This window comes from Variovorax sp. PCZ-1, from assembly GCF_018413605.1.
Lineage (GTDB): Bacteria > Pseudomonadota > Gammaproteobacteria > Burkholderiales > Burkholderiaceae_C > JANMDU01.
Genome location: NZ_JAHCDN010000001.1, coordinates 1,559,021 through 1,585,580, shown reverse-complemented (window position 1 = coordinate 1,585,580; position 26,560 = coordinate 1,559,021). Strand labels below are relative to the sequence as shown.

Annotated in this window: 23 protein-coding genes; 7 read left to right on the top strand and 16 right to left on the bottom strand. The window is 55.3% G+C overall.

From position 1 onward, the window contains the following. Nucleotides 1-42 precede the first annotated feature (42 nt). Nucleotides 43-2,331, bottom strand: coding sequence for a selenide, water dikinase SelD (gene selD, locus KIH26_RS07635; RefSeq protein WP_213443835.1), 2,289 nt, complete (start codon nt 2,329-2,331; stop codon nt 43-45). 7 nt (nt 2,332-2,338) lie between these two features. Next, nucleotides 2,339-3,292 (bottom strand): selenoneine biosynthesis selenosugar synthase SenB, encoded by a 954-nt coding sequence (senB, locus tag KIH26_RS07630; RefSeq protein WP_213443833.1) that lies wholly within the window; start codon nt 3,290-3,292, stop codon nt 2,339-2,341. A gap of 68 nt (nt 3,293-3,360) precedes the next feature. Between senB and senA the strand changes: the two genes are divergently transcribed. After that, entirely contained in the window at nt 3,361-4,521 is a 1,161-nt protein-coding gene (gene senA / locus KIH26_RS07625; RefSeq protein ID WP_213443832.1) for a selenoneine synthase SenA, read from the top strand. A gap of 17 nt (nt 4,522-4,538) precedes the next feature. Next, the gene (locus tag KIH26_RS07620) at nt 4,539-4,940 is read left to right on the top strand and encodes a DMT family transporter (RefSeq protein WP_213443829.1); all 402 of its coding nucleotides are present in this window, start codon (nt 4,539-4,541) and stop codon (nt 4,938-4,940) included. Here KIH26_RS07620 and KIH26_RS07615 read toward each other — a convergent pair. Further along, nucleotides 4,921-5,859: a patatin-like phospholipase family protein gene (locus KIH26_RS07615; protein ID WP_213443828.1), complete on the bottom strand. Its 939-nt coding sequence runs from the start codon at nt 5,857-5,859 to the stop codon at nt 4,921-4,923. The two genes, KIH26_RS07620 and KIH26_RS07615, sit on opposite strands and share 20 nt — an antisense overlap. 12 nt (nt 5,860-5,871) lie before the next feature. Further along, nucleotides 5,872-6,858 carry an L-histidine N(alpha)-methyltransferase gene (gene egtD, locus KIH26_RS07610; RefSeq protein ID WP_213443826.1) on the bottom strand — a complete coding sequence of 329 codons (987 nt, stop codon included), beginning with the start codon at nt 6,856-6,858 and terminating at the stop codon, nt 5,872-5,874. Between the two features lie 197 nt (nt 6,859-7,055). On the opposite strand from egtD, the gene KIH26_RS07605 reads away from it, so the two are divergent. The 5 genes from KIH26_RS07605 to KIH26_RS07585 all read left to right on the top strand — a co-directional run bounded on the left by KIH26_RS07605 (nt 7,056) and on the right by KIH26_RS07585 (nt 11,503). Beyond that, nucleotides 7,056-7,883 carry a putative selenate ABC transporter substrate-binding protein gene (locus tag KIH26_RS07605; RefSeq protein WP_249661124.1) on the top strand — a complete coding sequence of 276 codons (828 nt, stop codon included), beginning with the start codon at nt 7,056-7,058 and terminating at the stop codon, nt 7,881-7,883. Between the two features lie 66 nt (nt 7,884-7,949). Continuing rightward, entirely contained in the window at nt 7,950-8,789 is an 840-nt protein-coding gene (locus tag KIH26_RS07600) for a phosphonate ABC transporter ATP-binding protein (RefSeq protein ID WP_213443824.1), read from the top strand. Nucleotides 8,790-8,791: 2 nt separating this feature from the next. Further along, nucleotides 8,792-9,625 carry a PhnE/PtxC family ABC transporter permease gene (locus KIH26_RS07595; protein WP_213443823.1) on the top strand — a complete coding sequence of 278 codons (834 nt, stop codon included), beginning with the start codon at nt 8,792-8,794 and terminating at the stop codon, nt 9,623-9,625. Continuing rightward, nucleotides 9,622-10,455: a phosphonate ABC transporter, permease protein PhnE gene (phnE, locus tag KIH26_RS07590; RefSeq protein ID WP_213443821.1), complete on the top strand. Its 834-nt coding sequence runs from the start codon at nt 9,622-9,624 to the stop codon at nt 10,453-10,455. The genes KIH26_RS07595 and phnE overlap by 4 nt, the downstream gene beginning before the upstream one ends. Before the next feature lie 334 nt (nt 10,456-10,789). Then, complete coding sequence (locus tag KIH26_RS07585) at nt 10,790-11,503, top strand: hypothetical protein (RefSeq protein ID WP_213443820.1); 714 nt, start codon at nt 10,790-10,792, stop codon at nt 11,501-11,503. 374 nt (nt 11,504-11,877) lie between these two features. Here KIH26_RS07585 and KIH26_RS07580 read toward each other — a convergent pair whose 3' ends face one another. The 12 genes from KIH26_RS07580 to KIH26_RS07525 all read right to left on the bottom strand — a co-directional run bounded on the left by KIH26_RS07580 (nt 11,878) and on the right by KIH26_RS07525 (nt 26,543). Next, nucleotides 11,878-14,520: a molybdopterin-containing oxidoreductase family protein gene (locus tag KIH26_RS07580; protein WP_213443819.1), complete on the bottom strand. Its 2,643-nt coding sequence runs from the start codon at nt 14,518-14,520 to the stop codon at nt 11,878-11,880. Then, nucleotides 14,517-15,308: a 4Fe-4S dicluster domain-containing protein gene (locus tag KIH26_RS07575; protein WP_213443818.1), complete on the bottom strand. Its 792-nt coding sequence runs from the start codon at nt 15,306-15,308 to the stop codon at nt 14,517-14,519. Before KIH26_RS07575 ends, KIH26_RS07580 begins: the two co-directional genes overlap by 4 nt. Before the next feature lie 327 nt (nt 15,309-15,635). After that, nucleotides 15,636-16,241, bottom strand: a complete 606-nt coding sequence (locus KIH26_RS07570; protein WP_213443817.1) for a YHS domain-containing (seleno)protein — start codon at nt 16,239-16,241, stop codon at nt 15,636-15,638. 39 nt (nt 16,242-16,280) lie between these two features. Beyond that, nucleotides 16,281-16,874 (bottom strand): YHS domain-containing (seleno)protein, encoded by a 594-nt coding sequence (locus KIH26_RS07565; RefSeq protein ID WP_213443815.1) that lies wholly within the window; start codon nt 16,872-16,874, stop codon nt 16,281-16,283. A 31-nt stretch (nt 16,875-16,905) separates the two neighbouring features. Next, nucleotides 16,906-18,258 carry an ATP-grasp domain-containing protein gene (locus KIH26_RS07560; protein ID WP_213443814.1) on the bottom strand — a complete coding sequence of 451 codons (1,353 nt, stop codon included), beginning with the start codon at nt 18,256-18,258 and terminating at the stop codon, nt 16,906-16,908. A 112-nt stretch (nt 18,259-18,370) separates the two neighbouring features. Continuing rightward, nucleotides 18,371-19,102: a DUF3047 domain-containing protein gene (locus KIH26_RS07555; protein WP_213443812.1), complete on the bottom strand. Its 732-nt coding sequence runs from the start codon at nt 19,100-19,102 to the stop codon at nt 18,371-18,373. Further along, nucleotides 19,099-19,923 carry a DUF547 domain-containing protein gene (locus tag KIH26_RS07550; RefSeq protein WP_213443811.1) on the bottom strand — a complete coding sequence of 275 codons (825 nt, stop codon included), beginning with the start codon at nt 19,921-19,923 and terminating at the stop codon, nt 19,099-19,101. The genes KIH26_RS07555 and KIH26_RS07550 overlap by 4 nt, the downstream gene beginning before the upstream one ends. Then, nucleotides 19,920-22,082, bottom strand: coding sequence for a dihydrolipoyl dehydrogenase family protein (locus KIH26_RS07545; protein WP_213443810.1), 2,163 nt, complete (start codon nt 22,080-22,082; stop codon nt 19,920-19,922). Before KIH26_RS07545 ends, KIH26_RS07550 begins: the two co-directional genes overlap by 4 nt. A 102-nt stretch (nt 22,083-22,184) precedes the next feature. Next, nucleotides 22,185-22,820, bottom strand: coding sequence for a CDP-alcohol phosphatidyltransferase family protein (locus tag KIH26_RS07540; protein ID WP_213443808.1), 636 nt, complete (start codon nt 22,818-22,820; stop codon nt 22,185-22,187). Next, entirely contained in the window at nt 22,813-23,463 is a 651-nt protein-coding gene (locus KIH26_RS07535) for an ATP-binding cassette domain-containing protein (protein ID WP_213443807.1), read from the bottom strand. The genes KIH26_RS07540 and KIH26_RS07535 overlap by 8 nt, the downstream gene beginning before the upstream one ends. A gap of 37 nt (nt 23,464-23,500) precedes the next feature. After that, complete coding sequence (locus tag KIH26_RS07530; protein WP_213443806.1) at nt 23,501-25,243, bottom strand: ABC transporter permease; 1,743 nt, start codon at nt 25,241-25,243, stop codon at nt 23,501-23,503. 97 nt (nt 25,244-25,340) lie between these two features. After that, nucleotides 25,341-26,543, bottom strand: a complete 1,203-nt coding sequence (locus tag KIH26_RS07525) for an ABC transporter substrate-binding protein (RefSeq protein ID WP_213443805.1) — start codon at nt 26,541-26,543, stop codon at nt 25,341-25,343. Nucleotides 26,544-26,560: the final 17 nt, after the last annotated feature.

The following is a 26,560-nucleotide window of genomic DNA, read 5'->3' as shown; positions in this document are numbered from 1 at the left end:
TTCGACAAGCTCAGGGCGAACAGCTTGAAGAAAGAGTGTTGGTTAATCAACAAGAACGATCGGCTCCAACGCATCGCCTTGCGGTAATATTCTTCCGATTTTTGTGGTGTGGGGATAGCCTTGTGCTTTGAGTTGCTCAATGCAGGCATCTACTTGTTCTGCGGGCACGCTCGCCAGCAGGCCACCAGCAGTTTGCGGATCAAATATGAGCGGGTAACGCGGATGGTTCACAAATTGCTCTTGATTTCGTAGCGCTCTGCGCAGGCGTACATTGGCGCTTTGCAAAGAACTCGTGATACCCGCTTGCACGCATTCTTGCGCGCCATCGAGCAAGGGCAGGGCGCCCATGTGGATTTCTGCATCCACCTCAGAAGGGCGCGTCATCTCGACCAAATGGCCGAGCAAGCCAAAGCCCGTTAAATCTGTGCAGGCTGTTGCGCCGTGCTCGCGCAGGATTTTTGCACCCGTGCGGTTGCTGATCACCATGCTGGTGAGAGCTGCATCAATCCAGCGGCCTTTGGCAAACAAGCGATCTTTGGCCGCAAACAAAGTGCCTGTGCCAATCGGCTTGGTGAGGATGAGTACATCGCCCGGCTTCATGCCGCCTTTGCGTAAGACTGCTTCGGGCTTGTCTTCAATCAAGCCATTCACCGCAAAGCCAAGCGCCAGCTCTTTGCCTTCGCCCGTGTGCCCGCCCACGAGGGAGCAATCGGCTTCATTGAGCACTTCAAGCGCGCCTGTCATCATCTGGAAGAGCACGTCTTCGACCTTTGCATCCATGCCCGGTGGCACGGTGCAAACAGCGGTGGCGGATTGCGCGATGCCGCCCATGGCCCAAATGTCGCCCAGCGAATGATTGGCGGCGACTTTACCGAAGATATAGGGATCATCGACAAACGCGCGGAAGAAATCTACTGAATGCACCACGGCCATGCCGGGCGGCACGCGCACGACGGCGGCATCATCTGGGTCTTTGAGGCCGATGAGCACATCGTCTCTTTGTACGGGGTGCAGATTACCCAAAGCGCGCTGCAAAATCGTTGCACCCACTTTCGCGCCGCAGCCACCGCAGCGCATGGCAATGGCGGAGATGGCTTGCAGGGATTCTTCCGAGCTGAGTTTGACGTTAGCAAGGGCATTGCTTGCTGGCGCAGGTGCAGATTGGCTCATATCAGGAAACTCGCTGAACTTGCGCATGAAGCGCTGATCGATCCAGTCTTTCCACTGCCAAACCCACGCGCCAGCAAAGCCAAGCCAACCGCGTGAGGCGACGGCGTATTTGTCGCCCGTGCTGATGAGCGCGAGCCAACTGGTTTGTGGCGAATAGGCTTGCAAGTCTGTACCGCCTACTGCGCGGCGCAAATTCTCGGTGAGCGGCTTGCCCATGCGCACGGCGAATACGCCTGCTTTTTCCAGCTTGTAATTCACCATGCTCGCAATATCGCCCGCTGCATAAATCAGCGGATCGGTCACCGTTTGCAGCGTGTCTTTGACTTCGATGAAGCCTTCCTTGTCGAGCTGCAAGCCGGTTTGCTTGAGCCATGCCGCGCCGCCTGCGCGTGTGACCCAGATGATTTCATCGGCATCTAGCGTTTTGCCGCTGGAGGTGATGAGCTTGCCCGCTTGCACTTGCGTGACTTCGCTGCTCAGATGTACTTGCACGCCACGCTCACGCAGGGCTTTTGAGAAGGTCTCGCGCACGCGAGCGTTGTGTGTGGGCAAGATTGTTTCGTTCGCAGAGAGCAGATGAAATGTGAGTTCGTCTGGATTGCGATAGAGCTTGGTCAATTCGTTGCGCAAACGGAATTGCATAGCAAGCAACAGCTCCACGCCGCCTGCGCCAGCACCCACCACGGCAATCGTCGTCTTACCTGCGTGATTCTTCACGCGCTCTAAAAGCTGAAGCCAACGGTCATTGAAATTACGAATCGGTTTGACGGCGACTGCATGCTCAGTGGCTCCCGGCACACCTTGCAACTGCGGCGTAGAGCCAATATTGATCGAGAGTTGGTCGTAAGGCACAGCAGGGCGGCTTTTGCACAGCACCTTTTGCTGGCCGCGATCAATGCCAATTACTTCATCGCGATACACCCGCGCGCCTGCAAACTGCGCCAAGCGCAGCAGATCAATATGCACTTCGTCAAACTCATAATGCCCCGCCACATAGCCGGGCAGCATGCCGGAGTAGGGCGTGTGGAGATCGGTGCAGATCAAGGTGAGCCGCACACCGGGGATCGGATTCATGCCAAAGCTTTTGAGCACACCCACATGGCTGTGGCCTCCGCCAATTAAAACGATGTCGCGCAGGATGGGCTGATCTGAAGTTTGCATGTGTTGTTTATTGGGCTTTTGCCACGAGTTGCAGCAAAGCCGTTTGTTCGGAAAGCGGAGAAAAGAGTGGGGCGCGCAGCGCACATTGGGATGATAGATGGTCTAGGAAAGTAGGTTCGTTCTTACAACGGCGCAGCAAAGCAGCCAATGCTGAGGCATCACCCACAGGGAAATAACCGTCATAGCCACCGCCCAGCATGCCCACATTGCCATCCATGCGCGAAGCAAGCACCGGCGTGCCGCTGCACACGGCCTCCATGATCACATGCGCGCCGCCTTCCATCTTGCTGGTATGGACGAGCACATGGGCGCGCTGGATGCGTTGCCGGGTTTGAGCATGTTTTAGGCCTCTAGCCCATATGTATCCTGCGCAAAGCGCTTCTGTATTGATAGCATCTTGCGCGAGCTTTTCATCCAAGCCTGCGCCAATGTGGGTGATGCGGATATCTTTCTCATGCTTGAGTAAACGAGCCGCTTCAAACAAAGTCTGCGGCATTTTTTCGTCGCGCAGGTGGCCGACCATCACTGCGTTGAGATGCTTATCTGTCTTGGCCAAGGTTTTACGGGAGGTGGTGGACTGAAACACCACGCTGGTTTTACCGCGATGCTGCTTGGGCAAGCTGTTGATTCCCAGCTCTTGCAACACAATCAGCTGCCCCGCTGCATCCAAAGAGGCCTGTGCTTGCGTATCCATCTGTATATCGCGGTAGAGATCGGTGCCAGTCAGTGCCACAATCAAGCCGCGAGAGCCACGAAGGGCATGCCAAGCGGCAATCGAGTCAGCGCTTCGGCGAGCATGTAAGGCAATCATGATCTCATCCGACACATCTGAAGCCTGCCAATGCTTTGTGATGCGAGTACGATGCTGTTTGCTAAGCATCTGCGCCCAACGCTTGGCGGTTTGCCAGTTGCCATTGTTGGCATCTGACAAAGCAGGGCTGATGATCACGACAGAAGACATTTTTGGGAAGAATTTTTAAATCAATGAATGCGCGCATCGGCATAACGCTTCAGCAAACTCCAGGCCAGATGATACGCACATCGGACGCTGCCACTCTTAGCAAAGAGCTGGTGCGCGTGCGCGGCATCACGCTGGCGCTGTTTGAAGCATACGAAGCCGCCAAGGCTTTGGATGTGCCGCAGGGCGATGAATTCAACCCGCCGCTGTGGGAGCTGGGGCATATTGGCTGGTTTCAGCAATGGTGGATCGGGCGCAATCAGCAAAGGCATATGGGCACAGCTTGTGATCCTGAGCATGCCCGCCTGCCTTGCCCGCACCTGCAGGCCGCCCACCATGGCGATGATTGGTACAACAGCTCCACTGTGCATCACGCCAGGCGTTGGGAGCTGCCTTTGCTTGACTCGCAAGCGGCCAAGGCTTATTTGCAAGCCACGCTAGCGCAAACTCTGCAATGCTTGAACCAAGCGGGCAAAAGCGATGACGATTTGTATTTTTACCGCCTCGTTTTACTGCATGAAGCCATGCATATTGAAGCGGCGGTGTACATGGCGCAGGCTCTGCAGCAGCGCATAGAGTTACCTGCTGGTAGCATAGATACTATCAATTCAATAGCATTTCGCGCAGATTCCATGCCGGCTATCAGTCGTTTTTCCATAAAAAATACCTCGTGGAAGCTGGGATCCCCTGAAGTAGGTTTTTCTTTTGACAATGAGCTTTCGGGGCAAACCGCCAAGCTTGCGGCCTTTGAGATCGACGCCAAGCCCGTGCGATGGGAGCAGTATCTTGAGTTCGTACAAGCCACGCAGCATGCGCTGCCGCGCTATCTCCGCAAGGCATCCGCTGGCTACGAAAACCTACAATTTGGCCAATGGCTTGCTCTGGATTTACAAACCAGTGCCGTGCATTTGAGCTGGCACGATGCGCAGGCCTATTGCCTCTGGGCTGGGCGCAGGCTGCCTTCTGAGGCTGAGTGGGAATATGCAGCGATATCTGAGTCCAGCTTTGCTTGGGGAGATGTCTGGGAATGGACTTCAAGCGATTTCCAGCCCTACGATGGCTTCCAAGCGCATCCTTACCGAGATTACTCAGAGCCTTGGTTTGGCAGCCGAAAAGTGTTGCGCGGTGCATGCGCGGCCACGCTGCCCATCATGAGAAACCCGCGCTATCGGAACTATTTCACTCCGGAGCGTACTGATATTTATGCTGGTTTCCGAACCTGCGCTCTCTGACAACGATAAGATTTTTCATGCTCAAAGCCATCCAAGCCTTCACGCCCACCCTCTCGCAAGCCTGGACGCTGCTAGCCATCGCCATCACCTTTGAAGTGATGGGCACCACTTGTATGAAACTCTCGCAAGGCTTCACGAGGCCCGTGCCTTCAGTGGCGATGTTTGCCTTCTACGCCTTGGCCTTCACCTGCAACACCATGGCCATCAAAACCATTGATCTGAGCGTGACTTATGCCGTGTGGAGCGGCGTGGGCACGATTGCCACTGCCTTGATTGGCATTTACTATTTCAAAGAAGCGGCCACCGCCATCAAGCTCGCGAGTATTTCGCTGATCGTGATTGGTGTATTTGGTTTGCATGCGGCTTCGCGCATGCAGGTGAGCGAAAAGCCCGTGACCGCTAACTCAGCACCGCCTTGATTTTCTCCGCCTGTGCCATCGTGCCCCGGTAGCCGTCTTCAATGGTGCGCAAACGAAATTCTTTGCTCACATTCACAAAATAGCTCATTTCAGGGTGCAACACAAGGCTGGCAACAGCTGCATCAGGCGCAATCAAAGCGCGCTTGCGCAAATCGCCATCGCGCCATCGCTCCACGCCTTGTGGCGCAGTTTCTGGGCGAGCGGAGGCATCCATCGCGAGCAGCTTCAGCGCCGAGCTTGCCGCGCCATTCGTGGCCACAGCCAATTCCCGCGAGAGCCGCACCGGCATGGGCGCCACCAAATCCGAATCCACGTATTGCATTCCACGAATGCGCACGGGCGTGAACGTGCCCTCAATCGCGCAACTGGCCTGTACCGCCACGCCTGCATCGCCATGATTGAGCAACATCGCTTTGCGCGATTCCCGTTCCACCACCGCAGCAGCAAATGCAATGGGAAGTTTTTGCATCTCGCAAGTACCGCAGCGCTGCAGGAGTTCACGGTTCACAACAGCCGCCAGCGGCGAGCCAGTGAATTTGCCATCGCCCGTGAGTGCGAGTCGCCCCATATCCATCACACCCAAATCAAGGGACATTTGCTCCAGCTCCTTAGCGCGTACGCCGCCCGCATAGAGCGCACCCACCAGCGAGCCCACTGAGCCGCCCACAATCATGTCGGGCTGATGCCCCAGCTCTTCCAGCGCCTTGAGCACGCCCACATGTACAAAGCCACGTGGCCCGCCAGATGAGAGCACCCAAATATTTCGCAGCGCTTTGCCTCTTGCTGTGATCAACTGCCTGGGGGAGTCTTCCGCCGTGTGGTTGTAGTCTGGATTCACCGAGCAGCCAGCGAGCGCAAAGCCCGCGCTAAGAACGGCTGTGCGGCGAGTGATCAGTGGTGTGGATGCCAAGCGTTGCATCCCTCTATCGTATCAAGTGGATGCCCAGTGCACGGAAAACCAATCTTTCGCATCTGTCCAGCTCGTGGGCTTGGAAAAGCCGGCGGATTGCAGCAAATCAGCAAAGCCAGAAATCGTCCATTTGTAGGAGTTTTCGGTGTGAATATCTCCGCCGCGCTTGAATTCACGGGTATGACCTGGCCAAGTCACTGTCACATCATGTTTGGCTTGTAGATGCATTTCGATGCGCGAGAGCTGCTTGTCAAAGAAGGCCACATGCTGCCAATCTTGCGGCGCAAAGTTGCTGCCCAAGAGGTTATTGATGTTGAGCAGCATGTTGAGGTTGAAAGAAGCCGTCACGCCCAGCGCATCGTCGTAAGCCGGCTCCAAAATCTCAGAGGGCTTGACTAAATCCACGCCAATCAAGAGCCCGCTGCCTGCGCCTCCGAGCTTGCACAGCGCATGCGCACGCGAGAGCAGGGCGCGCGCGTCCTCGGGCGCGAAATTGCCAATGCTGGAGCCGGGGTAGAACACCACAATTGGTAAACCTTTAATTTGCGCCATCAGCTCAGCCGGCAGCAGCATCTCCGAAGAAAAATCCATGCCCACGCCGCTCATGCGCATTTGCGGGTATTCGCGCTGCAGGCAATGCACCGTTTGGCGCAGGTATTCCACAGAAATATCAATCGGGATGTAGTGCGCGGGCTTGAGTGCTTCAAAAAGCCTCGCCGCTTTTTCGCAGCTCCCCGCGCCCAGATCGATCAAGGCCGCGCCTTTGGGAGTCTGCTGCGCAATCGCCGTCAAATGCTGCGCAATAATCGTGCCTTCAGTGCGCGTGGGGTAATACTCGGGCAGCTCAGTAATCGCATCAAACAGGCGTGAGCCTAAAGCGTCATACAGGTATTTGGGGGAGACAGCGGCTTGGGGTTTGAGCAAACCTTCCGTGAGCTCGGCGCGAATGGCTGCTTTCACGGCGGTGCTGTTGGAATCATGAAGCTGATAAAACTGAGGCGTTGTCATCTGTTGGAGTCGTTTTAAAGTTAACGTATCTTACGCAAGACAGTGTAGTTTGGATGCCATCGCTTCCCCCGCCTGCAAAAAACGCTGTTTCGCGGTGTAATAACGGCCTGTCCTTATTCGACAGGACTTGTCTAACCTTTATTCCTAGGGATTTTTCCATGATTGACTTTTCACCTTCTCGCACCTTCAAATGCCTAATGACCTGCGCCATCCTCACTTTCGGCGCCATAAGTCATGCGCAGCAAGTTTTCCGCGTCACCACCATTCCTGAAGAAGCTGCCACTGAGCAGGTACGCAAGTTCACGCCGATTGCAACGTATTTGGAAAAGAAACTAGGAATGAAGGTCGAGTTCACCCCCGTGACCGACTACCCAGCCGCAGTGGAAGCGCTGGTGAATAAGCGGGTGGATTTGGTGTGGTTTGGCGGCTTCACGCATGTGCAAGCCAATCTGCGCTCGGGCGGCAAGATCATCCCGATTGCGCAGCGCGAAGAAGATACGCGCTTTCAATCCGTTTTCATCGCCAAGACGGATTCCGGCATCAAGACTTTGGCTGATATGAAGGGCAAAGAAATCTCCTTCGGCTCACAAAGCTCTACTTCTGGCCATTTGATGCCACGCAATTTCTTGCTCGAAGCGAAGATTGATCCAGAAAAAGATTTCAAGCGCGTCGCCTTCTCTGGCGCGCATGATGCCACGATTGCCTCCGTGGTGAGCGGCCGTGTGGCTGCAGCTGCACTCGATATCACAGTCTGGAAAAAATTCGTGAGCGAAAACAAGGTCGATACCAAGGCCGTTGATGTGTTCTACACCACACCACCATATTTCAATTACAACTGGAGCGTGCATGCTGATATGCCCGCCGCCATGCGCGAGCGTGTAATGAAGGCTTTGCTGGATCTCGATCCAAACACCGCAGAAGGCAAAGAAATCCTCACGCTGAACCGCGCAACTCGCTATGTGCCCACCAAGCCTGAGAATTACAAAGGTCTGGAAACTGCTGCCAAGAGCGCTGGTCTGCTTTAATATCGTTTGAAGTACAAGCGCGGCACATGCTTGCCGCGCTTTTCTCTTTCTACTCTAGGTTCAGCTTTGCAATTACAACTCCAACAGTTAAGCGCCCGCCACCCGGCAGCCAAGGGCAATTCCGTGCCAGCTCTGCGTGGTGCGAATGTGCAGCTTCAAGCGGGTGAGCAAATCGCCGTGATCGGGCCTTCTGGCGCGGGCAAGACGACGCTTTTGCATGCCGTGGCCTGCGCTTTGCAGCCTGCCAGTGGTGAATTGCTAATTGGTGCTCAAAACCCTTGGAGCTTGCCCCGCTCAGCTTTGCAAGAGCTGCGCGGTGAGCTGTTTCTCGCGCCGCAAGTTCCTCCGCTGCCGCCTCGTCAAAGAGTCGTCACTGCTGTGCTCGCTGGCCGCTTACCTCAGATGAGCCTAGCTTCTAGCTTGCGCTCTTTGTTTTATCCGAGCGATATTCCCGCCGCACATCAGGCTTTGAAAGCCTTTGATTTGGATGAGAAGATTTTTGAGCGCGTAGATCGCCTCTCTGGCGGCGAGCGCCAGCGCGTAGGCTTAGCGCGGCTGCTCGCATCAAATGCCAAACTGTGGCTGGTTGATGAGCCTTTGTCCGCGCTTGACCCTACGCGCGCCACGCAAGCACTGCAAGTGCTCACGCGCGAGGCCAAAGCTCGCGGTGCTACTCTTGTTTGCACGCTGCACCAAGTCGAGCGCGCTTTAGAAGCGTTTCCCCGCATTCTCGGTTTGCGAGATGGCGAAGTGGCGTTTGATCTGCCTGCAGCCCAAGTGACTCAAGACAAACTCAGAGCACTCTACGCCCAACATGAAGACGAGCTTTTCGGCGCAGCGCCAGTGAACGAATTCCCTGAGCAAAACGCGCAGCCCGGCCAACCTGCTGTGATGCATTGCCGCTGATGATGAGTGTTGTATTAACCGCTCCAGCGCAAAGAGACCCAGCTTGGCAAAGCCGCGTCTTCTGGAGCATTGCCGCTTTGTTGCTGCTCTGGCCGCTGCTCGTTACCACCGAATTCAAGCCTTGGCTGCTCTGGCATCCCGAGAGCCGCAAGGTGATGGGCAATTTCCTCGGCGATTTTTTCCCACCAGCACACGACAAAGAATTTTTAACCCTCGTCGCCAAAGAAACCTGGCGCACAGTCGCTGTGGCCACCGCTGGTATCGCGCTGGCATTGCTTCTCGCCATCCCGCTCACCTTGCTCGGCACATCGGCTTTATCCGTCTCAGCCCTCTCAGGCAAGATGGCCTTCCTGCCCAGCATCTTTCGCCAAGCCATCCGCTGGTTGCTTATCGTTATGCGCAGCGTGCCCGAGCTCGTGTGGGCGCTCGTGTTCGTGCGCGTCGTTGGCTTAGGGCCGACTGCGGGTGTGCTCGCCATCGCGCTCACGTATGCGGGCATGCTCGGCAAGGTCTACACCGAAATTTTAGAAAGCGGCGAAGCGCATGCCACGCAATCGCTCATGCGCAATGGAGGAGGGCGCTTGCAATCCTTCTTCTATGGCCTGCTCCCGCAAAACGCCGCCGAGCTCACGAGCTACACGGTCTATCGCTGGGAATGCGCCATCCGCTCCAGCGCCGTGCTCGGCTTCGTGGGCGCGGGCGGCTTAGGGCAGCAGCTTGATACCTCGATGAAAATGTTCAAAGGAGGCGAAGTTGCTACGCTGCTGCTCGTTTTCATGCTGCTCGTTTGGCTCGCTGATCGCGCGAGTTCTTGGCTGCGAAAGGAATTGGGATGAATTCCTTTCCTAAAGAGGCTGCGAACGAGGTGTACAAATTGCCGCCTAAGCTCTTTGATGCACGCTGCAAAGCCTGCTGGTTCGTCTTCGGCCTCATCGTGCTCACCGTAGCCAGCTTCTGGACATTGAACTTGCAATGGGCGCAGCTCTTCAGCCTCGAATCCGCCAAGCTCATGGCCAAATTCATCGGCGAGCTGCTCACACCAGATTTCTCTTCTCGTTTCATCGACAAGCTGTGGACGGCATCGCTAGAAACGCTAGCCATGTCACTCCTCGGCACCATCATCGCCGCCATCCTCGGCCTGCTACTCGCCTTGCCAGCCAGCAAAACGCACGAAGCCGACAAAGCCTATTTCAAAGGCCCAGCCCGCTTGCTGCTCAACGCCCTGCGCAGCATCCCCGAGCTCGTGTGGGCAGCACTCCTGCTGATTGCTGCTGGCCTTGGCCCCTTCGCAGGCACGCTTGCTCTAGGCCTTCACACCGCAGGCGTGCTCGGTAGATTGTTCGCCGAAAGCATAGAGAATGCGCCCCCCGGAGCAGCCTTCGCGCTGCGCACCCGAGGCGTGTCTGAGGCCCGCATCTTCTGGTATGCCACGCTCCCCCAAATCATCCCCCAGCTCATGAGCTACACCCTCTACCGCTGGGAAAACAACATTCGCGCAGCCGCCGTGCTAGGCGTCGTCGGCGGTGGCGGCCTAGGCCAAATGCTCGCCTTCCACATGGGCTTGTTCCAAATGAGCAAGACATCCACGATCTTGCTGGCTATGCTCGCGCTGGTGGCTTTGGTCGATGCGCTGAGTTATCTGTCTAGGCGCTGGATGCAGCGATAGCTCATTTTTTTATTGATTTTAAAGGCAAAAACCTTCACTCGCCGGCATAAATACTGCGCGAGGCGCTATTGAATTAGTAGTGACGAAGACCGAGCGAAAACTGGGGTCGGATCCCAATTCAAGACATTCAACTCTCCGGCGCGAATTCAAACTCAGACGAAATTGGGCTCTGACCCCACTTTTCGCGGCGCATGCTAAAGAGCATATTTCTGCAACGATCTTGGCGTGTAAATGTCAGCGCAACAACTCATGTTCCAGATTTAAATTAGATCAGCTTTACTTCACAACACTTTTTACGGATACAGTAGTTTTCATTGCAACAAAAAGGAGCTCTATGCTTTACTCTGACGAATTTATCAGTTCGCTTCGCAATGATCCAATAGCTGGTACGAAAGAAGTGTGCGATATGGCATTCAAGCAGTTTGATGCTACAGAAGGCTGGACAAAAGAGGTTTACGAAGCGTACGTTGAGGCATATTTGCTGATTGTCGAATTAGTTAACAGTGGGCTGCTGCCAGTTACTCTTACTAAAGTTGATATTGAAGCATTGGGGCCTATCAATGAAAAATGTGGTGCGATTCACCAATCTCTTTGGAAAGTCGTTGCGCAATGCGATCAAATGACCGAGAAGACACGTATCTCACAACTCAGATCAAGATTTAAAAGTGGGCTGGGTGTTGCATTCGCCTATGAATTCTCGCAAGGCGATCTTGGAAGAGTTCAAGTACTACTTAACGAGCTACGCGACCAAATAGGTAACGCTAAGAATCTAGACCCTGATCATCGGCAGCGCCTTATGAAACGTCTTGAGTCTTTGCAATCAGAGATGCATAAGCGTGTTTCTGATCTTGATCGATTCTGGGGATTGATTGGAGACGCTGGCGTTGTACTAGCAAAACTCGGCAATGATGCCAAACCTATTGTTGACCGAATTCGCGAAATCGCCGATATCGTTTGGCAAACCCAAGGAAGAGCGGAAGAGCTACCTAGCGGTGCTAAACCACCACAAATTGGGCACGATAAGAACGATACAAACACTAGTGTGTAATAGTTGCTCGGATGAATAATTCAGCATGCGCCGCGAAAAATGGGGTCAGAGCCCAATTTCGTATGTGCGGTTTTGCGCTCCGGGTAGGTCGTTGTCCTGAATTGGGATCTGACCCCATTTTTCTCTCGATGCCAGTTTCGTTCTATTGCTAATCACTATCAATTCAATAGCACTTCGCGCAGCATTTATGCCGGCAAAGTGCCAGGGGGCTTCTGAACAAGTCACTCGGGCGGATCAGGCCCGCCTTCGGGCGGTCTGCGTCGTTGAAAAGCCTCGCTTTAGCACCGCTAAAGCTACGTTTTTCGCCTAGCATCCCATCCCGAATCCGCGCCTGCTCCATCCCGATGACTTATTCAGAAGCCCCCTAAACTGCCTCAAACTTTCCGTAAAGTACACACCGTGTCATACCAGCCTTGCATGCCCACGAGGGGCGCAGGTTGGATGGGGAGGATGGCGTTGATGTTGTAGCCTGAGCCTGTGCCGCCTTTTCTAGCGTCCCACCAGATATCGTCGACCAGATCTTGGTCTTCGGTTTCTATGGTGTTATCCCAGCCGGCGCTTGCTCCTCGTCTGCCGCGCTGCGCAGTGGCGGCTCTTCCGTGGAAGAAGTTGCCCAAGGTGTTGGATACGGCGACTGTGCGCGGGTGAATGCCTTCAGTCACATACGCGGTGATTTGCGCTTTGCCTAGCACTTGGCCTGCGCCTTCTTTCATGGCGTGGCCGTGGGGGCGGTAAGTGGTGATTTCTACCAAATCGCCGGTTTTGATGCCGAGTTGGTTGGCGCGATCGGTGTGAATCCACATGGGGTTGTGGTGCACGATCTCGGTCAAGAATTTTTGGCTTTGCGTGCGGCCTTGGGTGTGTACATTCCATTTGAAGGTGATGAGGTGCAGCATCTCCTCGCTCATCTTCTCGTGCGTGGGAATGGGGAAGTAGGTGGGCATGCCTTTGCCGCCGTCTTCGGTGAATTTGCGATCCTTGGCGGCTTGCTCGATGTCTTCGTGATAGACGGAGAATTTGCGTGAAGGTGTGGCAAAGCCGCGTCGCGCCTTGCCATCGACCATGAGGCCGACGATGACTTCTTTGCCTGCGGCGTTTTTGCGCAGGATGTTGTTGCCTTCGACGCGGGTGCCCGCGAGCTGCGCCTCTGAGAGTTCCCAGTTGTACAGATCGTAGTATTTGGGTTTGCTCATGTCTTGCCACACGCCGTGCTCGCGCATGTAGGCAAAGCCATCGGCGGCTGTGCCACTTGGACCTTTCACTTCTGCGCGCTTGCCGAATGCGCCGCAGCGCTGGCGCAGCCAATCTTCGTGGTTTTTGAAGTTGAAATACTTGGCCGTCTCGGGGCTGATGCGCTTGCCGATTTCAATCATCGAATCCACAAAGCTCACGCATTCTGCGGGCGGCTGCACAATGGGCTGGCGCAGGGTGACATAATCGCGCAGCTCCATGTTGTTGCGGGTGTCAAAGCCCCAGCGCTCGGTGTAGGTCGCATCGGGCAAGATCAAATCGGCGTAGTGCGCTTGCTCGGAATAGACGATATCGGAGCAGACATGGAAGGGAATGAGCTTTTCATCGGAGAGCACTTCCACCGTGAGGCTGCGTCCCTCGGGCCAGGTTTGCGGTGTGGCCACGCAGTAGCTGAAATACACCTGCATCTTGCCTCGGCCTTCTTTGATGCCTTGATAGACGATCTGGCCGACTTTCATGCGCTGCCACTTGTTGGCCAGCGGCCATTCGGGCGGGTTCTCAATCAAGCTGGTGGCTTTAGGCGCAGGCGGGATGGGCTGCGGCTGCGGGAACACGCGCGGGGGCACGCGGGTGGGCTCTTCGCCATAGCAATAGCCGCCTTCTTTGCCGATGCTACCCACAATCGCGTTGAGCAAGATCACGGCGCGATCTGCATTGAAGCCGTTGTAATGCGCGCCTGAGCCTCTGTTTGTGAACGCGATGGCGCGTGGTGCAGCGGCGGCAAATTCGAGTGCGATACGGCGGATGTCTTCAGCAGCAATACCACTCAACCCAGCTGCCCATTCAGGCGTGTAGGGCGCGATCCATTTGGCCAGTTCTTCGGCGTTGATGTTGCTCCAGGTGTTGAGCCATTTGGCATCATGCTTGCCGGCGGTGATGATGGTGTTGCCCATGGCGAGCGCCAATGCGCCATCAGTGCCGGGGCGGGGGCAGAGCCATTCATCCGAGCGGCCTGCGGTGTTGCTCATGCGCACGTCTACCGTGATGAGCTTGGCGCCATTGTCGTAGCGGCCACGGATGATGCGCTTGGCGGCGTGAATCGCGCCTTGGTGGGCTTCGTAAAAATTCGCGCCGAAATTGAGGATGTATTTGGCGCGCTCGAAATCGCCGCTTTCCCAATCGGTTTCGCCCAAGCTCACGTAGTTGGCTGCGCGTTTGTTGGAGGAGCAGAGGGCGCGGTGGTTGAACAGCGAAGGCGAGCCTATTGCGTTTAAAAAGCGCGTCATTTCCTCGCCGATGCGGGAGCGGCCAATTTGAATGGCTACTTCTTCGGGCTTGCCTTCATCCATGGCTTTTTTGATGCGCGGGGCGATCATGCCGTAGGCTTCATCCCAAGTGATGCGCTGCCATTTGCCTTCGCCGCGCGCGCCCACGCGCTTCATGGGATAGAGGATGCGATCTGCGTAATTGTTGATCGTGGTGCCGGATTGGCCTTTGGCGCAGAGGCTTTTGCCGTTGTTAGGATCTTCAGGATTGCCGCCGATTTTGACGAGCTTGCCGTCGATCACATAGCCTTGAATGCCGCAAACGGTAGAGCAATTGAGGCATACGCCTTTGGTGATGGTGGCTTTGCTGTAATCGTTTTTCTTGCGGCCTTTGCCATTGGCGCGGCGCACCTCTTTGCGCTGGCCGTAGAGTTTGGGTGTGCCGCGAAGGAAATCGAGGATGCCTGCTTCGGCGGTATCGGGCGTGAGCAGGATGGTTTGACCGAGTGCAATCGTAGCTAGCGAAGTGGCATGGTTTTGGATGAATTCGCGGCGCTTCATGCTTTGCCTCCTTTGCCGAAATCTTTAGCCGTGCTGCTGGTGTTCACCTGCAAAGGTTGCTCGACTTTTGCCCACTGCACGCGTTTGTTTTTAGGAAACACGGGCTCAAGCTGCGTCCAAGTTTCGATTTCATAAGAATACGGATCGTGTACGCGGCCTTTGGGAATTTTGCTTTCCATTTCTTTGGCATGGCCAAGATAGGCCACAGATGGCTTGGTCTTTTCTTCAGGCTTGAGCACAGCCGTTTTGCTGCCATGCTGCGCCATGAATTTGGAATAAGCAGAAGTCGGCTCGTTGGCATCGCCGAAGTGGAAGACTTCTGCAGGGCAGGTCTCCACGCAAGCGGGCTCCATGCCTGCATCTAAGCGATGCGAGCAGAAATCACATTTGTCGGCGATGTCGTTATCGTCGCAACCAATCGCGCCATAGGGGCAGGCGGTTTCGCAAAAGCCCAGGTGCTCGCACTTGTCTGCCAGCACGCGCACGATGCCATCTTTGCCCATTTCAATCGCGTTATTGGTGCAAGATTTCAGGCACGGCGTGTCTTCGCATTGCATGCACAGCGTGGGCAGGAAATTGCGTTTGACTTTGGGGAATTTTCCGCTGTCGTGATAGTAGACCTTGGTGCGGAAGCGGCCGAGCGGCACATTGTTTTCCACTTTGCAGGCCACCGAGCAAGCGTGGCAGCCGATGCAGCGCTCTACATTGAGAGCCATCTTCCAACGGGGAGAGGCGGAGCGCGGGAGGGAGGAGGGAGATGAGGGAGAAGACGAATTAGGAGAGCTCATTGCAGCCTCCCAAAATCGGTGCTGGGCTGCCACCTGCGCCGCTGGTGAGCGGCCCTAAGATCGAGCTTCTCGATCTGCTTGCTGAGAATATTTGCATTTTGATCTCCTGTTAAATCCAACTCATACCATCATGAATCACGTTATCACAAAGACTCTTAGACATGCAATGGCTTGCTGTCCAAGACATCGTGGGATGAACTGATGACGTGCGTATGCAGGTCTACGCAGCGTGTGTGCGTTTGGATGTGTTACAGGATATGTTTCAGTGCCGAAAACAGCACATCGCCGGCATAAAATCTGCGCGGCGTGCTACTAAATTAATAGCATTTATTTCTTGGCAGCAGCCACAGCCGCAGCCAGCTCGGAGCCAGATTTGTAGTGTGGCACGCGGAAGGTGAGGCGTTTGCTGCGTTGCCAGAAGCTGTTGGAGCCGCTGACTTCTTTTGCCCAGTATTTATCGGCGAGCTTGATGTTGCCGGGCACGTCAAGGAAGAAGCCCTCGCGCGAGCCCGCGCCACCGAAGATGTAGAGCTTGCCATCAATCATGCGCCAGCTGTCGGCATCGCCACCCCAGGGGATGCCATAGACGATGCCGTTGGCGCAGTAGCCGCCGTATTGCGGCTGGTATTTAGCGGGCTCTTTGTCAAACAAGGCTTTGTGATCAGCGCTGGCGAATTGGTAGGTGATGCCTTCGTACACCGAGCTGAATTGTGGGGAGCCCATGGCATGTTTGTTTTGCGTGAAATAAGCGACGACATCGTGGCCTTTGAGCATGACACGGGAGTTGCCTTCCACGGCATGCGCGTTCACAGGCGTGAGCTTGCCGCCAGGGTTTTGCGCGGTGATGGCGGCGCAGCCGCTGAAGAGGATGGCGGATGCCAACAAGGCGGGCAGAGCATAGCTTTTCAGCGTGGTAAGCAGCTTGGCATTCATGATGGCATCCTCGTCTGTGTATCAAATAAAAAAAGCAGTTTACTTCTTCGCTGCAGCGACCATATTGGCGAGCTCTTCACCACTCTTGTAATGAGGGACTCTGAAGACCATGCGCTTGCTGCGCTGCCAGAAACTGTTGGAGCCTTTGATTTCTTCATCCCAGTATTTTTGGGCGAGCTTCATATTCCCAGGCACATCGAGCTCAAACGCATCTTTGGAGCCCTTGCCGCCGAAGATATAGAGCTTGCCGCCTTCGATGCGCCATGTGTCTGCATCGCCACCCCAGGGGATGCCATAGACCACGCCATTGGCGCAATAGCCGCCGTATTGGGGGATGTATTTCGTGGGCTCTTTGTCAAACAGGGCTTTGTGTTCGGCGCTGGCGAAATGGAAGGTGACGTTTTCATAGGTGCTGGCGAATTTGGCATCGCCTTGGGCATGCTTGCCTTGCGTGAAATACGAAACGACATCATGACCTTTGAGCATGACGGAGCTTTGCTCGCCGACCACATGCGCATTCACTGGGCGCAGATTGCCACTGGGGTTTTGTGCATTGATGGCTGCGCAGCCGCCGAGGATGAGGGCGAGAGAAATGGCGCTTGAAGCAAGGATGCGGCGAGAATAGATGTTCATGAGGTTTGATGCTTAAGTGTGAAGAAGGGTATCAGGAGATGGCGCGAGTGTTTGGAAGAACCATGGGCGCAGATAGTTCCTCGCTCAACTCCGAAGCATAAGGTATCGGCCAATGCAAGATGCCGCTGGCGCGCTGACAACGCTCTTGCAGATCATGCGCATCGCGGCCACTCAAGTGCAAGATGCCATAGCGGTAGCTGCCCAGCCATTTGAAATCTCGCGCGAGGGAATGGCCGGCTTTGGGGAATTGCAGCAAGAAATGATCGGGAAACTGTGCTTGAAGTTGGGCAATTTGCCAAGCTTCGGGCATGGAGGGGATACGCTGCGGCAAGTGACGAGCGCGCTCATCAAAGACGCGATAGACGAAGCTCGAAGCCACGCCAGCAGTGCTGGATAAGCGCTTCAATGCCCATGGATCACGACCATAGGCTAATTCCACCGCCATGGCATGCAGATTGATGCCATCCACTCTTTGGTAAAGATCAGAGAACTGCGATGCCATGCGCGGGTTGAACTCAATCACTTTGAGCGTTTGTGTGGCCGTATCGTAGAAGAATTCCATATTGAACATGCCATGGGTGAAGCCCACGGCATGGAGGAATTTCTTGGCCACATCCAGCGCCTGATCTTGTGCGGCTTGTGGCAAACGCGAAGGATAGTCAAAACGCATGAAGGCTTGCGTTCCGGGATACATGATGCTATCGACCACGCCGAGAGGCTTGATCTCGCCGCCAAACGCGATGCCATCCAAGCTGTATTGCGCGCCGCGCACAGGTTCTTCTAGGAGCATGCTGTGCGCTGTACCTGCCTCAGGCAAGAGCTTTTCGCAGACCTCTTCAAACGGCCGCACCAAATGCTTGATCACCCAAAGCTCATACGCGCCAAAGCGCGTGAAGGCCTGCAGCTCCTCGCGTGAGCGCACGACCTGCGCGAGCACCGAGAAGGCGGCTTTCACGGGTTTGACGAATGCGGGGAAATGCAAGCCTTCAGGCACATCTTCGCCATAAGCGCAGGGCAGGCGTGTGAATTTCACATTGGCTTCGGGGGCGACCTGCTCTAAAACTTGACGTGCATAAAGCTTGTGTTGACACGCAGCCACAGCTTTTGAGCTTGTGCCTGGCCAGCCCATTTTCTCGGCGAGCAAGGCGGCAGCAAGTGCGCCAAACTGCTCATGCTGGGAGCTCACCGCCTGCCAGCCTTCGCGTTTGGCTTGGCTTGCCAGCTTGTTCACAAAGCGTTCCATCCTGAAGAAGGGCAGATTCGCATTGCTTGGGAAGCTGAAGAGATCAAACCCACGCACATCAAAAGCATGCCCTTGGGCAGCTAGGGCTTGTGTGGCGGTGGCATCCCAGTCGTAATTGAACAGCAGCAGGGTTTTGGGCATCTCAGAAAGTCTCACTCGTGGCGAATAGTCGCACCTGAAGAGAGATTCTTACAAAAATTGGAGCGATATACCAGTTACGCTGCAAATCTTGGCTTGGATGCCAACAAGGTGTTTATTGTGGCGGGTTGATAAATTGCACATCACCGACATAGCCAGTGCTGCTGCCTAGCGTGTTATCCGCATCTGCTCCGATAAGAATAGCACTCAGCGCAGGTACTGCGGCCGATTCATGCCCAAAAGCCTTCAGAAAATCGGCATGAATATTGCGCTCTTTGTTTTGCCAGGCCTTCAAGGGCGTAGTCTCGTTGGCCACAACAATAAAGCGTACGCGCGCTGTGAACAGGCTGGCTTGCTCGTAGCCGATGGTTTCCTTGCTACCCCAGATGTAGCATAAGGTGGCAGTAGGAATTTTTTCTTTGGAGAAGAGCTGAGCAAGTTTGAAAAGTGCACGTTCGCCGCTGGGGATGCTGTCTGCAGGCATATCAAAGCTCAGGCACACCTTGAGTGGGCTGTCTTCCGTGGCTTTGGCGTGAATATCGGCTTTGGCCAGTGGTTGCTCCAAACGCCAGCGCCATTTGAGCAAGCTGCCGGGTTTGACGACTTCATTGACTGGATGTGCCAGAGTGCCCCAAGATTTATCTGCCTTCACGCGCAACACATGCGTGCCATCAAGATCTGTCAAATCAAATTGCGAGACGGGCTTGTTGTAGCGCTCTGGCAGCCCCACAGTATGCCAAGGCGCGGGCGGCTGGCTGCCCGGTGTGCCAGAAAAAGCTGCCAAACCTGCAGCCCATGCACTCGCGCTGGCAAGCAGCAGTGTGAATGGGGCGAGGAGTTTGATCATTTGCCAGCGTCGTTCAAACTCCAATCGTAGTCGAGATGAGAGATCGAAACGCTCTTGGCTTTGATCTGGTTACGCGCTGTTTCATCAGTTGTGAGGAGATCTGCATACTTTGCAAAAACATCTTCTAACTTTACAAAACCTTTGTTGCCTTTTTCAAAATCTTCCTTGAACCATTTGAAGATATTTGACACTTGGAGCTTGCCACCTTCGTATTTGTTGCGCGTGCGATCACCTAGGAAGCGGCGCATGCCGTCTTCTAGCATGGCTTCCATCTTGGTGGCGGTGAAGGCTTCGGGGAAGAGGGCGGGGCAGCCGATGCTGGCGCAGTTCACCGCCACATGCACGCGCGGCTCGGCATATTTGGGGCGCAGCTGCTCATGCTCGATCCAATCGAGATGGCGCTTTGCACCCAGAAGCGTGAAGAATTCGTTTTTCCATGGGCCACGGTTGAATGATCCGAGCTCTTTGATGGATTTGAGATCAGGATATTTGGTGAGGATGATCTCGATGGTGAAAGCGTTGTAGGCATTGATGAGGAAGGCCATCTGCTGATCTTTGCTCCAAGCATTGAATTGCGCTTGGGTGACCGCAGAGAGGCCATCCAATACTTGCTTGAGCTCGGCGCGATCTGCAGCAAAGCCTTTGTAATTGGCGCGGCTTTGCTTGTTATCGGGTAGCCACTTCACATGCTTGGCGAGTAGGGCATTCCAAGCGGTGTAGTTGTGGTCAAAAGATTGAGAAAAAGCACTGGTCGCCGGCAAGAATACTGCGCAAACAGCTATTGAAATGATAGCGCGACGTTGCGCTGAAATAGTTGTCATGATCTTCTCCAATCGTGAAATTTCTTGAGCCATGCGAGCACCTTGTGGGGTTGGTGCGCACGCTTCCATTCGCCAGCGACGTATTTGTTCGCCTCCGCTAGAGTGGGATAGGTGTGAATCGTTCCCAAGATTTTGTTAAGGCCCAGGCCATGCTTCATGGCGAGGACGTATTCGGCGAGCAAATCGCCTGCGTGCACGCCCACGATAGTCACGCCGAGAATTTTGTCTTTGCCGGGCACAGTGAGCACTTTCACAAAACCATGCGCCTCGCTGTCAGCAATCGCGCGATCCAGATCGTCGATGCCATACTTGGTAACTTCATAGGCAATGCCCTGCGCCTTGGCCTCAGTTTCGTTCAAGCCGACGCGAGCAACTTCAGGATCAATGAACGTGGCTGCAGGGATCACGCTGTAATCCACTTTAAATTTTTTGAACGTACCAAAGAGCGCGTTCACAGCCGCATACCAAGCCTGGTGGGCTGCGGTATGGGTGAACTGATAAGGCCCGGCCACATCGCCGGCGGCGAAGATGTTGGGGTAAATCGTCTCGAGGTATTCATTGGTATCCACCGTGCGGCTGGTGGGCACGCCAATGTCTTCCAAGCCAAAGCCCTTCAAGCGAGCCACACGTCCAACAGCACAGATCATTTGGTCGAACTCGATGCGCTTTTCAACGCCAGCATGCTCGACGACCAAGACCTTGCTGCTGCCTGTTGCTTCGCAGCGCAAGGCTTTGTGATTGCACAGCACATTCACGCCATCGCTTTGCAGAGATTTAAGCGCATGCTCAGACACTTCTTCGTCTTCACGAATCAAGATGCGCGGTGCCATTTCCACCTGCGTGACGTTTGAGCCCAAGCGAGCAAACGATTGCGCCAGCTCAGAACCAATCGGCCCACCGCCGAGGACCACGAGGCGTGGTGGTACGGTATCCAGCTGCGCAAATGTTTCCCAAAGCGTATCGCTGGTCACATAGCCCACATCTTCAATGCCCGGCAGTGGCGGCACGACAGGGCGCGCGCCGGTGGCGATCACGATGCTGCGGGTCGTCAGCACCTGTTTGCTGCCATCGTTCATGGCAATCTCTACCGTCCACGGATTCACGATTTTTGCGTAGCCTTGCAAACACTCCACACCCAGCCCGGTGTAGCGCTCAATCGAATCATGCGGCTCAATCGCGGCAATCACATCATGAACTCGCTGCATCACGGCTTTGAAGCTAAAAGCTGGTTGCGCATTGTTCAAGCCATAGTTGCTCGCATGGCGCATTTGGTGCGCCAGCTTGGCAGACTTGATGATGGCTTTGCTGGGCACGCAGCCATAGTTCAGGCAATCGCCACCCATTTTGTGAGATTCAACCAGCGTGACTTTGGCTTTCACAGCAGCGGCAATGTAGGCTGACACCAAGCCACCCGCACCCGCGCCAATCACGACCATATTGCGATCAAAGCTCTTAGGGCGCACGTGATTCCATTTTGCATAGACCTTGCGCTTTTTGAGAGCTTCGATGATCTTCTTGGCAATGATCGGGAAGATGCCGAGGAGCACAAAAGAACCAATCAAACCGGGGGAGAGGATGCCTTTGAGCGAATCAATCTTGGCCAACTGCGTACCCGCGTTCACAAACACTGCCGTGCCGAGCAACATACCGACTTGACTGACCCAGAAAAACGTCCAAGTCTTCATCTTCGTCAAACCCATCAGCAGGTTGATCACAAAGAAAGGCACGAGCGGTACGAGGCGCAGGGTGAATAGATAGAACGCACCTTCTTTCTCAATGCCTTTGTTGATCTCAGCCATGCGCGAGCCGAATTTCTTTTGCACCGACTCACCCAAAGCGAAACGAGCTGCTAGGAAGGCCAGAGTCGCACCAATCGTCGAAGCAAACGAAACAACAATCAAGCCAACGACCAAACCGAAGATTGCGCCGCCAGCCAAAGTCATGATCGCCGCGCCGGGCAGAGAAAGCGCCGTCACAGCCACATAAATTGCGAAAAAGCTACCGATCACCAGCGCAGGCTTGGCGGCATACAGCTCACCAAAGCGTGCTTGGCTTTGCTTGATGAAATCCAGCGTAAAAAAGCGCCCTAAATCCAACGCGAAGAAAGCGATGATGGCGGCGATCAGCGCCAGAATCAGGATGATTTTGCTTTTGTTCATAAGCCCTCTTATTGATGTATTACGACGAGAAACGCCTATTGGATGCAATATACAGTCTTAAGTACAGTCTTTAGGGCGAGCAAATTCTTACTGTTTAAAAATTCACATTTGTGATTTATTCACGTCAGATGCATTTTTCAGGGTCTGGTAGCCGCCCACGATGCGTGTCAGGGTTGTGATGGCGCATAAAAAAGCGAAGAAATAGGCGAGCTGCGGAAACCAGCGCGGCCACAGGCACATGGCGATAAAAATGATCAAGGTCTCGGTGGCTTCAGCCAAGCCGCCTAAGAAATAAAAAGACTTATCGGGATATTCCATGCTGGTGATACCGCGCTTGGCGGCGAGCGCGGCGAAGGCGAGGAAGCTGGATGTGGTGCCTACGAAGCTCATCAGCAAAACGGCTGCTGGTAGGGCGTTGGTTTTGGGGGCAGCGAAGGCAAAGGCCAGCACGATGCCTGCGTAGAACAAGAAATCAAGCGTGATGTCTAAGAAACCACCAGCATCAGTGGGTGCGGTCAGACGCGCAAGCGCGCCGTCGAGTGCATCCCATAAACGGGATATCAAAATGAAACCAATGGCAACGACAAAATCCTGTTTGGCGATAGCCACCATGGCGCACACGCCAATCGCAAAGCCATAAAGCGTTGCATGATCCGCACTCACGCCTCTGCGGTGCGCGCCGCGCGCAATGGCTTCTACAGTGGGGCGAATCAAAGGGGTGATGTGGCGATCAAGCATTTGCGGGAATCAGGGTTTGGAAATCAATCACTCTTGATGCATCCGCAATATCTGCTGCATCGTGCGTAACAAGCAGCGTAGGCAATTGCAGGCGGCGCACATGTGCGAAGACGAATTGGCGGAATTGCTCGCGCAACGCCACATCAAGCTTGGAGAAGGGCTCATCTAGCAGCAAGGCTTGCGGTTCGCTGAGCAAAGTGCGCATGAGCGAAACGCGGGCACGCTGACCGCCTGAGAGGGTGAGTGGGTTGCGATCGGCCATGTCTGAAAAACCCAGCTCTTGCAACGCGGCATCGGCAGCAAGTGCGCGCTCGGCCTTTGTTCCGGGTGGCACAGCAAAGAGCAAATTTTCCCGTACGCTCATATGGGCGAAGAGCAAATCATCTTGAAACAATAAGCCGATGCGGCGCTGGCTGGTAGGCAGTTGATCGAGTCTATTGCCAGCTAACTCGATGCGAATGTCTGCCTCTAAGCCGGGGATGCCCAGCCCAGCAATGGCAGCGAGCAAGCTCGATTTGCCACAACCACTGGGCCCCATCAGTGTGGTGATGCTGCCTGGCGGGCAGTCAAGTGCCAAGCCTCGCACGAGCGTGCGCTGCGCTGCGCCTGTGCCTACACTGAGTTGCTTGACTTCGATCTTCATGGTTTGGAGTTTAGTGGGAAGCCCCGGTGCCTTCGTTTCAGATCTGTTCCGTTCGGGCTGAGCTTGTCGAAGCCTTGGAAATCCCTTCGACAAGCTCGGGGCGAACGGATGGAGTAGCGTTGTTGAGAAGGATCGACGCTTTGATTGCCCAGCGTCGTGGCTTGCCCAGCCAGGCAGCGAGCGCAAAAGCCAAAGCGGGCAGTAGCCATTGCAGCCAAGCAAAGGCAGCCACGAGCGAGCGTTGGCCGCCGGAAGAGAGCGTCACAGCTTCAGTGGTCACTGTCACGATTCGGCCTTCGCCGATATAAAGCGTGGGTAGAAACTGCGCTACGCTGACGGCAAAACCGACGGCTGCAGTGCTCCACAAGCTGCTGCGCAGCAGCGGCCATTTCACTTGGCTCAGATACACCCAGCGGCTTTTGCCTAAAGTGGCGTTGATGTGTGCATAGCGTGCATCGAAAGCTTGGTATGCCGGAGACAGCGCAATCAGCGTGTAAGGCAAGACCGACAGCAAATGCGCGAGCAGCACCCCCAGCCACGCGCCCGTGAGCCCACCCGCGAGAGCGAGGCGATGGATGCCCACCACCCAGAGCACACCGGGTAAGAGCAATGGCAGATAAAGCAGTTTACGCAAAGCTCGATCCCAGCTCGGTGGGCTGATCTCCAGCCAAGCGATAGACCAAGCGAGTGCGATGGCTGAGCTAGTGATACCCAGCGCTAATGTCATCCAGACACTGCGGCTACTCGCCATCACTGAGCCCCAAGCCTCCCAGCTCCAACTTTTTGGCAGCAAGGCGGGAAACGGCCACACGCCAGCCACGCTGCCCACGGCCAAAGCCAAAAGCACAGCGCCATAAAGCAGCAGCACTGCGCCCCAAGCAACGCGGCCTGCAGGCCATGAGCTCTGTGCAGCATCTTTACTGCGCTGGCCATTGAACCTAAGCCAAAGTCGAGAAGAGTGTTTGTCATGCAACACGATCAGCGCAGCCGTTGCCGCCACCAAAGCCGTGAGCAGCCAGCCAGCCACTGCTCCAATCGCATTCGCCTCTTCATCACTGTCTTGCAGCCATTGCCATGCGCGCACAGAGAGCGTGGCTGGGCTGCCGGGGCCAGCGATCAAGGCAGCATCGACCACGGTGAGCCCGTAAGCCAGCACAGCCAGCAGTGGCCAAAACAAGCGATTGGAAAGCTGCGGCCAGAGCACTTGCCAGAAAGCGCGCTGGCGGCTGTAACCCAAAGTTTGCGCGGCGAAGGCTTCGCGCTGCCAGCGTGCACCTGTATCGTCGCGCTGCAATTGCGTGGCCGCTGCCCAGAGCAGAAATGGCACTTCTTTCAAAACGAGCATGGCGATGAGCCCGAGGCCATACGTATCTTGGGATGTGGCGATCTGCGGCGGCGCCCAATAGCCTGTGAGCCAAGGTGAAATGCTCCGCAAAATCCAGCCGCTAGGCGCAATCAAAAACACCAAGCCCACAGCGAAGGCCGCATGCGGCGTGGCCAACAGCGGCGGCAAGCTGCGCACGAGTTTGTTCCACCATGGCCTGCCAAATGCTTGAGAGAGCAGCCACGCTGTGAGCCACCAAGCCAGCAAGCTTGAGGCCAAACCCGTCCACAAAGTCATTCCGATAGCTTGCAGCAAGCTAGGCGCATCCCAAAGGCCATTCCATGCATCAAATCGGCCAATTGCCGGCAAGATATATGCGCAGGCAGCTATCAAAAGAAGAGCGATTGGCGCAGCTAATAGCGCACTGCTGATCAGCTGTAGGTGAGGTGATTTCACGCCAAACCTTGAAGAGCGCAGAAGTCGCGGAATTTTTCTGCGTCTTCTGTGGAATTTATGTGTCTTCTGCGTTCCATTCTTCGCACGTTATGACGCATCAAGCGCCGTAACGCCGTAGCCACTCTTTCTCCATCGGATCCACCCAGCTGCCATGCGGCTCGGGGATCACGGGTGAGAATTTTTCTACTTGGCCAGGTGCGCGGCTGGCGGTGAAGAGCGCGGCATCGGTGGCGCTCATCTTGGCTGGCGAGAGCACGGTTGGATCACCCCACACTTTGATATCGGCCTTGCGCGCTTGGGCTGCTGGTGAGAGTAAAAAGTTTGCCACCACCTGCGAGCCTTCTTTCACTTTGCTGTTAAACGGAATTGCCAAGAAATGCGTGTTGCCGACTGTGCCACTATCAAACTGATAGCTGCTCACGCTTTTTGGGAGTCTGCCAGCAGCGATTTCGTTGGCGGGTTCGTTGGGGTTGAAGGTGAATGAGAGCGATAGTTCGCCATCAGCCAGCATTTGATTCAAAGCGCCATGGCTGACCGGAAACTGCTTGCCACCGCGCCACAAATGCGGATGCAGGGCATCCAGATGCTTCCACAGCGGCTCGGTGATTTTGGCAAACGCGGCCGCATCAAAAGGCTTGTAGAGAGGGGCGCGATCAGCCGTCAAGTCCATCAAGGTTTGCTTGAGAAAAGTGGTGCCATGAAACTGCGGTGGCTTGGGATAAGTCACACGGCCAGGATTGGCCTTGGCAAAGGCAAGCAGGGCAGCCGTTGAGCGCGGGGGATTCGGCACTTTCGCGCGGTCTGCGTAAAACGTGAGCTGCGCCATGCCCCAAGGCGCTTCCAAGCCCTGCACTGGCTCGGCGAAGTCGATACGCGTGGTGGGTTTGCCTTCCACATCCACGAAGCGGAAGCTGGGCAAGCTCTCAGCCCAAGGGCCAAAGAGCATCGCCTCGCGCTTCATGGCGAGGAAGTTTTCGCCATTGATCCAGATCAAATCAACCGAGCCATCCACGTTGCGGCCGGCGGCCTTCTCGTTGCGCACGCGCTTGACCACATCCGAGGTGTCTGTCACCTTCACATGCTCCAGCTTCACGCCGAATTGCTTTTGCAGCTCATCCCCTGCCCAAGCCAGATACGCATTGATACGCTCGCTGCCACCCCAGGCATTGAAGACCACGGTTTGGCCGCGTGCTTTCTTTTCAATCTCAGCCCAAGCCGGGCTTTGCGCCCAAGCGCGAGAGCTTGCTAGCAGGGCAGCGGTGGAGAAAAGTGTTTGACGGCGAGAGATGAGCAGGTTCATGTGATGTGTACGCAATA

Excerpts from the sequence above, each read along its gene's own strand:
- KIH26_RS07575 (WP_213443818.1), bottom strand. The coding sequence starts at position 15,308 with ATGAGCTCTCCTAATTCGTCTTCTCCCTCATCTCCCTCCTCCCTCCCG.
- phnE (WP_213443821.1), top strand. The coding sequence starts at position 9,622 with ATGAATTCCTTTCCTAAAGAGGCTGCGAACGAGGTGTACAAATTGCCG.
- KIH26_RS07570 (WP_213443817.1), bottom strand. The coding sequence starts at position 16,241 with ATGAATGCCAAGCTGCTTACCACGCTGAAAAGCTATGCTCTGCCCGCC.
- egtD (WP_213443826.1), bottom strand. The coding sequence starts at position 6,858 with ATGACAACGCCTCAGTTTTATCAGCTTCATGATTCCAACAGCACCGCC.
- KIH26_RS07605 (WP_249661124.1), top strand. The coding sequence starts at position 7,056 with ATGACCTGCGCCATCCTCACTTTCGGCGCCATAAGTCATGCGCAGCAA.
- senA (WP_213443832.1), top strand. The coding sequence starts at position 3,361 with ATGATACGCACATCGGACGCTGCCACTCTTAGCAAAGAGCTGGTGCGC.
- senB (WP_213443833.1), bottom strand. The coding sequence starts at position 3,292 with ATGTCTTCTGTCGTGATCATCAGCCCTGCTTTGTCAGATGCCAACAAT.
- KIH26_RS07620 (WP_213443829.1), top strand. The coding sequence starts at position 4,539 with ATGCTCAAAGCCATCCAAGCCTTCACGCCCACCCTCTCGCAAGCCTGG.
- KIH26_RS07525 (WP_213443805.1), bottom strand. The coding sequence starts at position 26,543 with ATGAACCTGCTCATCTCTCGCCGTCAAACACTTTTCTCCACCGCTGCC.
- KIH26_RS07585 (WP_213443820.1), top strand. The coding sequence starts at position 10,790 with ATGCTTTACTCTGACGAATTTATCAGTTCGCTTCGCAATGATCCAATA.
- KIH26_RS07565 (WP_213443815.1), bottom strand. The coding sequence starts at position 16,874 with ATGAACATCTATTCTCGCCGCATCCTTGCTTCAAGCGCCATTTCTCTC.
- KIH26_RS07535 (WP_213443807.1), bottom strand. The coding sequence starts at position 23,463 with ATGAAGATCGAAGTCAAGCAACTCAGTGTAGGCACAGGCGCAGCGCAG.
- KIH26_RS07540 (WP_213443808.1), bottom strand. The coding sequence starts at position 22,820 with ATGCTTGATCGCCACATCACCCCTTTGATTCGCCCCACTGTAGAAGCC.
- KIH26_RS07580 (WP_213443819.1), bottom strand. The coding sequence starts at position 14,520 with ATGAAGCGCCGCGAATTCATCCAAAACCATGCCACTTCGCTAGCTACG.
- KIH26_RS07555 (WP_213443812.1), bottom strand. The coding sequence starts at position 19,102 with ATGATCAAACTCCTCGCCCCATTCACACTGCTGCTTGCCAGCGCGAGT.
- KIH26_RS07545 (WP_213443810.1), bottom strand. The coding sequence starts at position 22,082 with ATGAACAAAAGCAAAATCATCCTGATTCTGGCGCTGATCGCCGCCATC.
- selD (WP_213443835.1), bottom strand. The coding sequence starts at position 2,331 with ATGCAAACTTCAGATCAGCCCATCCTGCGCGACATCGTTTTAATTGGC.
- KIH26_RS07595 (WP_213443823.1), top strand. The coding sequence starts at position 8,792 with ATGAGTGTTGTATTAACCGCTCCAGCGCAAAGAGACCCAGCTTGGCAA.
- KIH26_RS07550 (WP_213443811.1), bottom strand. The coding sequence starts at position 19,923 with ATGACAACTATTTCAGCGCAACGTCGCGCTATCATTTCAATAGCTGTT.
- KIH26_RS07560 (WP_213443814.1), bottom strand. The coding sequence starts at position 18,258 with ATGCCCAAAACCCTGCTGCTGTTCAATTACGACTGGGATGCCACCGCC.
- KIH26_RS07615 (WP_213443828.1), bottom strand. The coding sequence starts at position 5,859 with ATGCAACGCTTGGCATCCACACCACTGATCACTCGCCGCACAGCCGTT.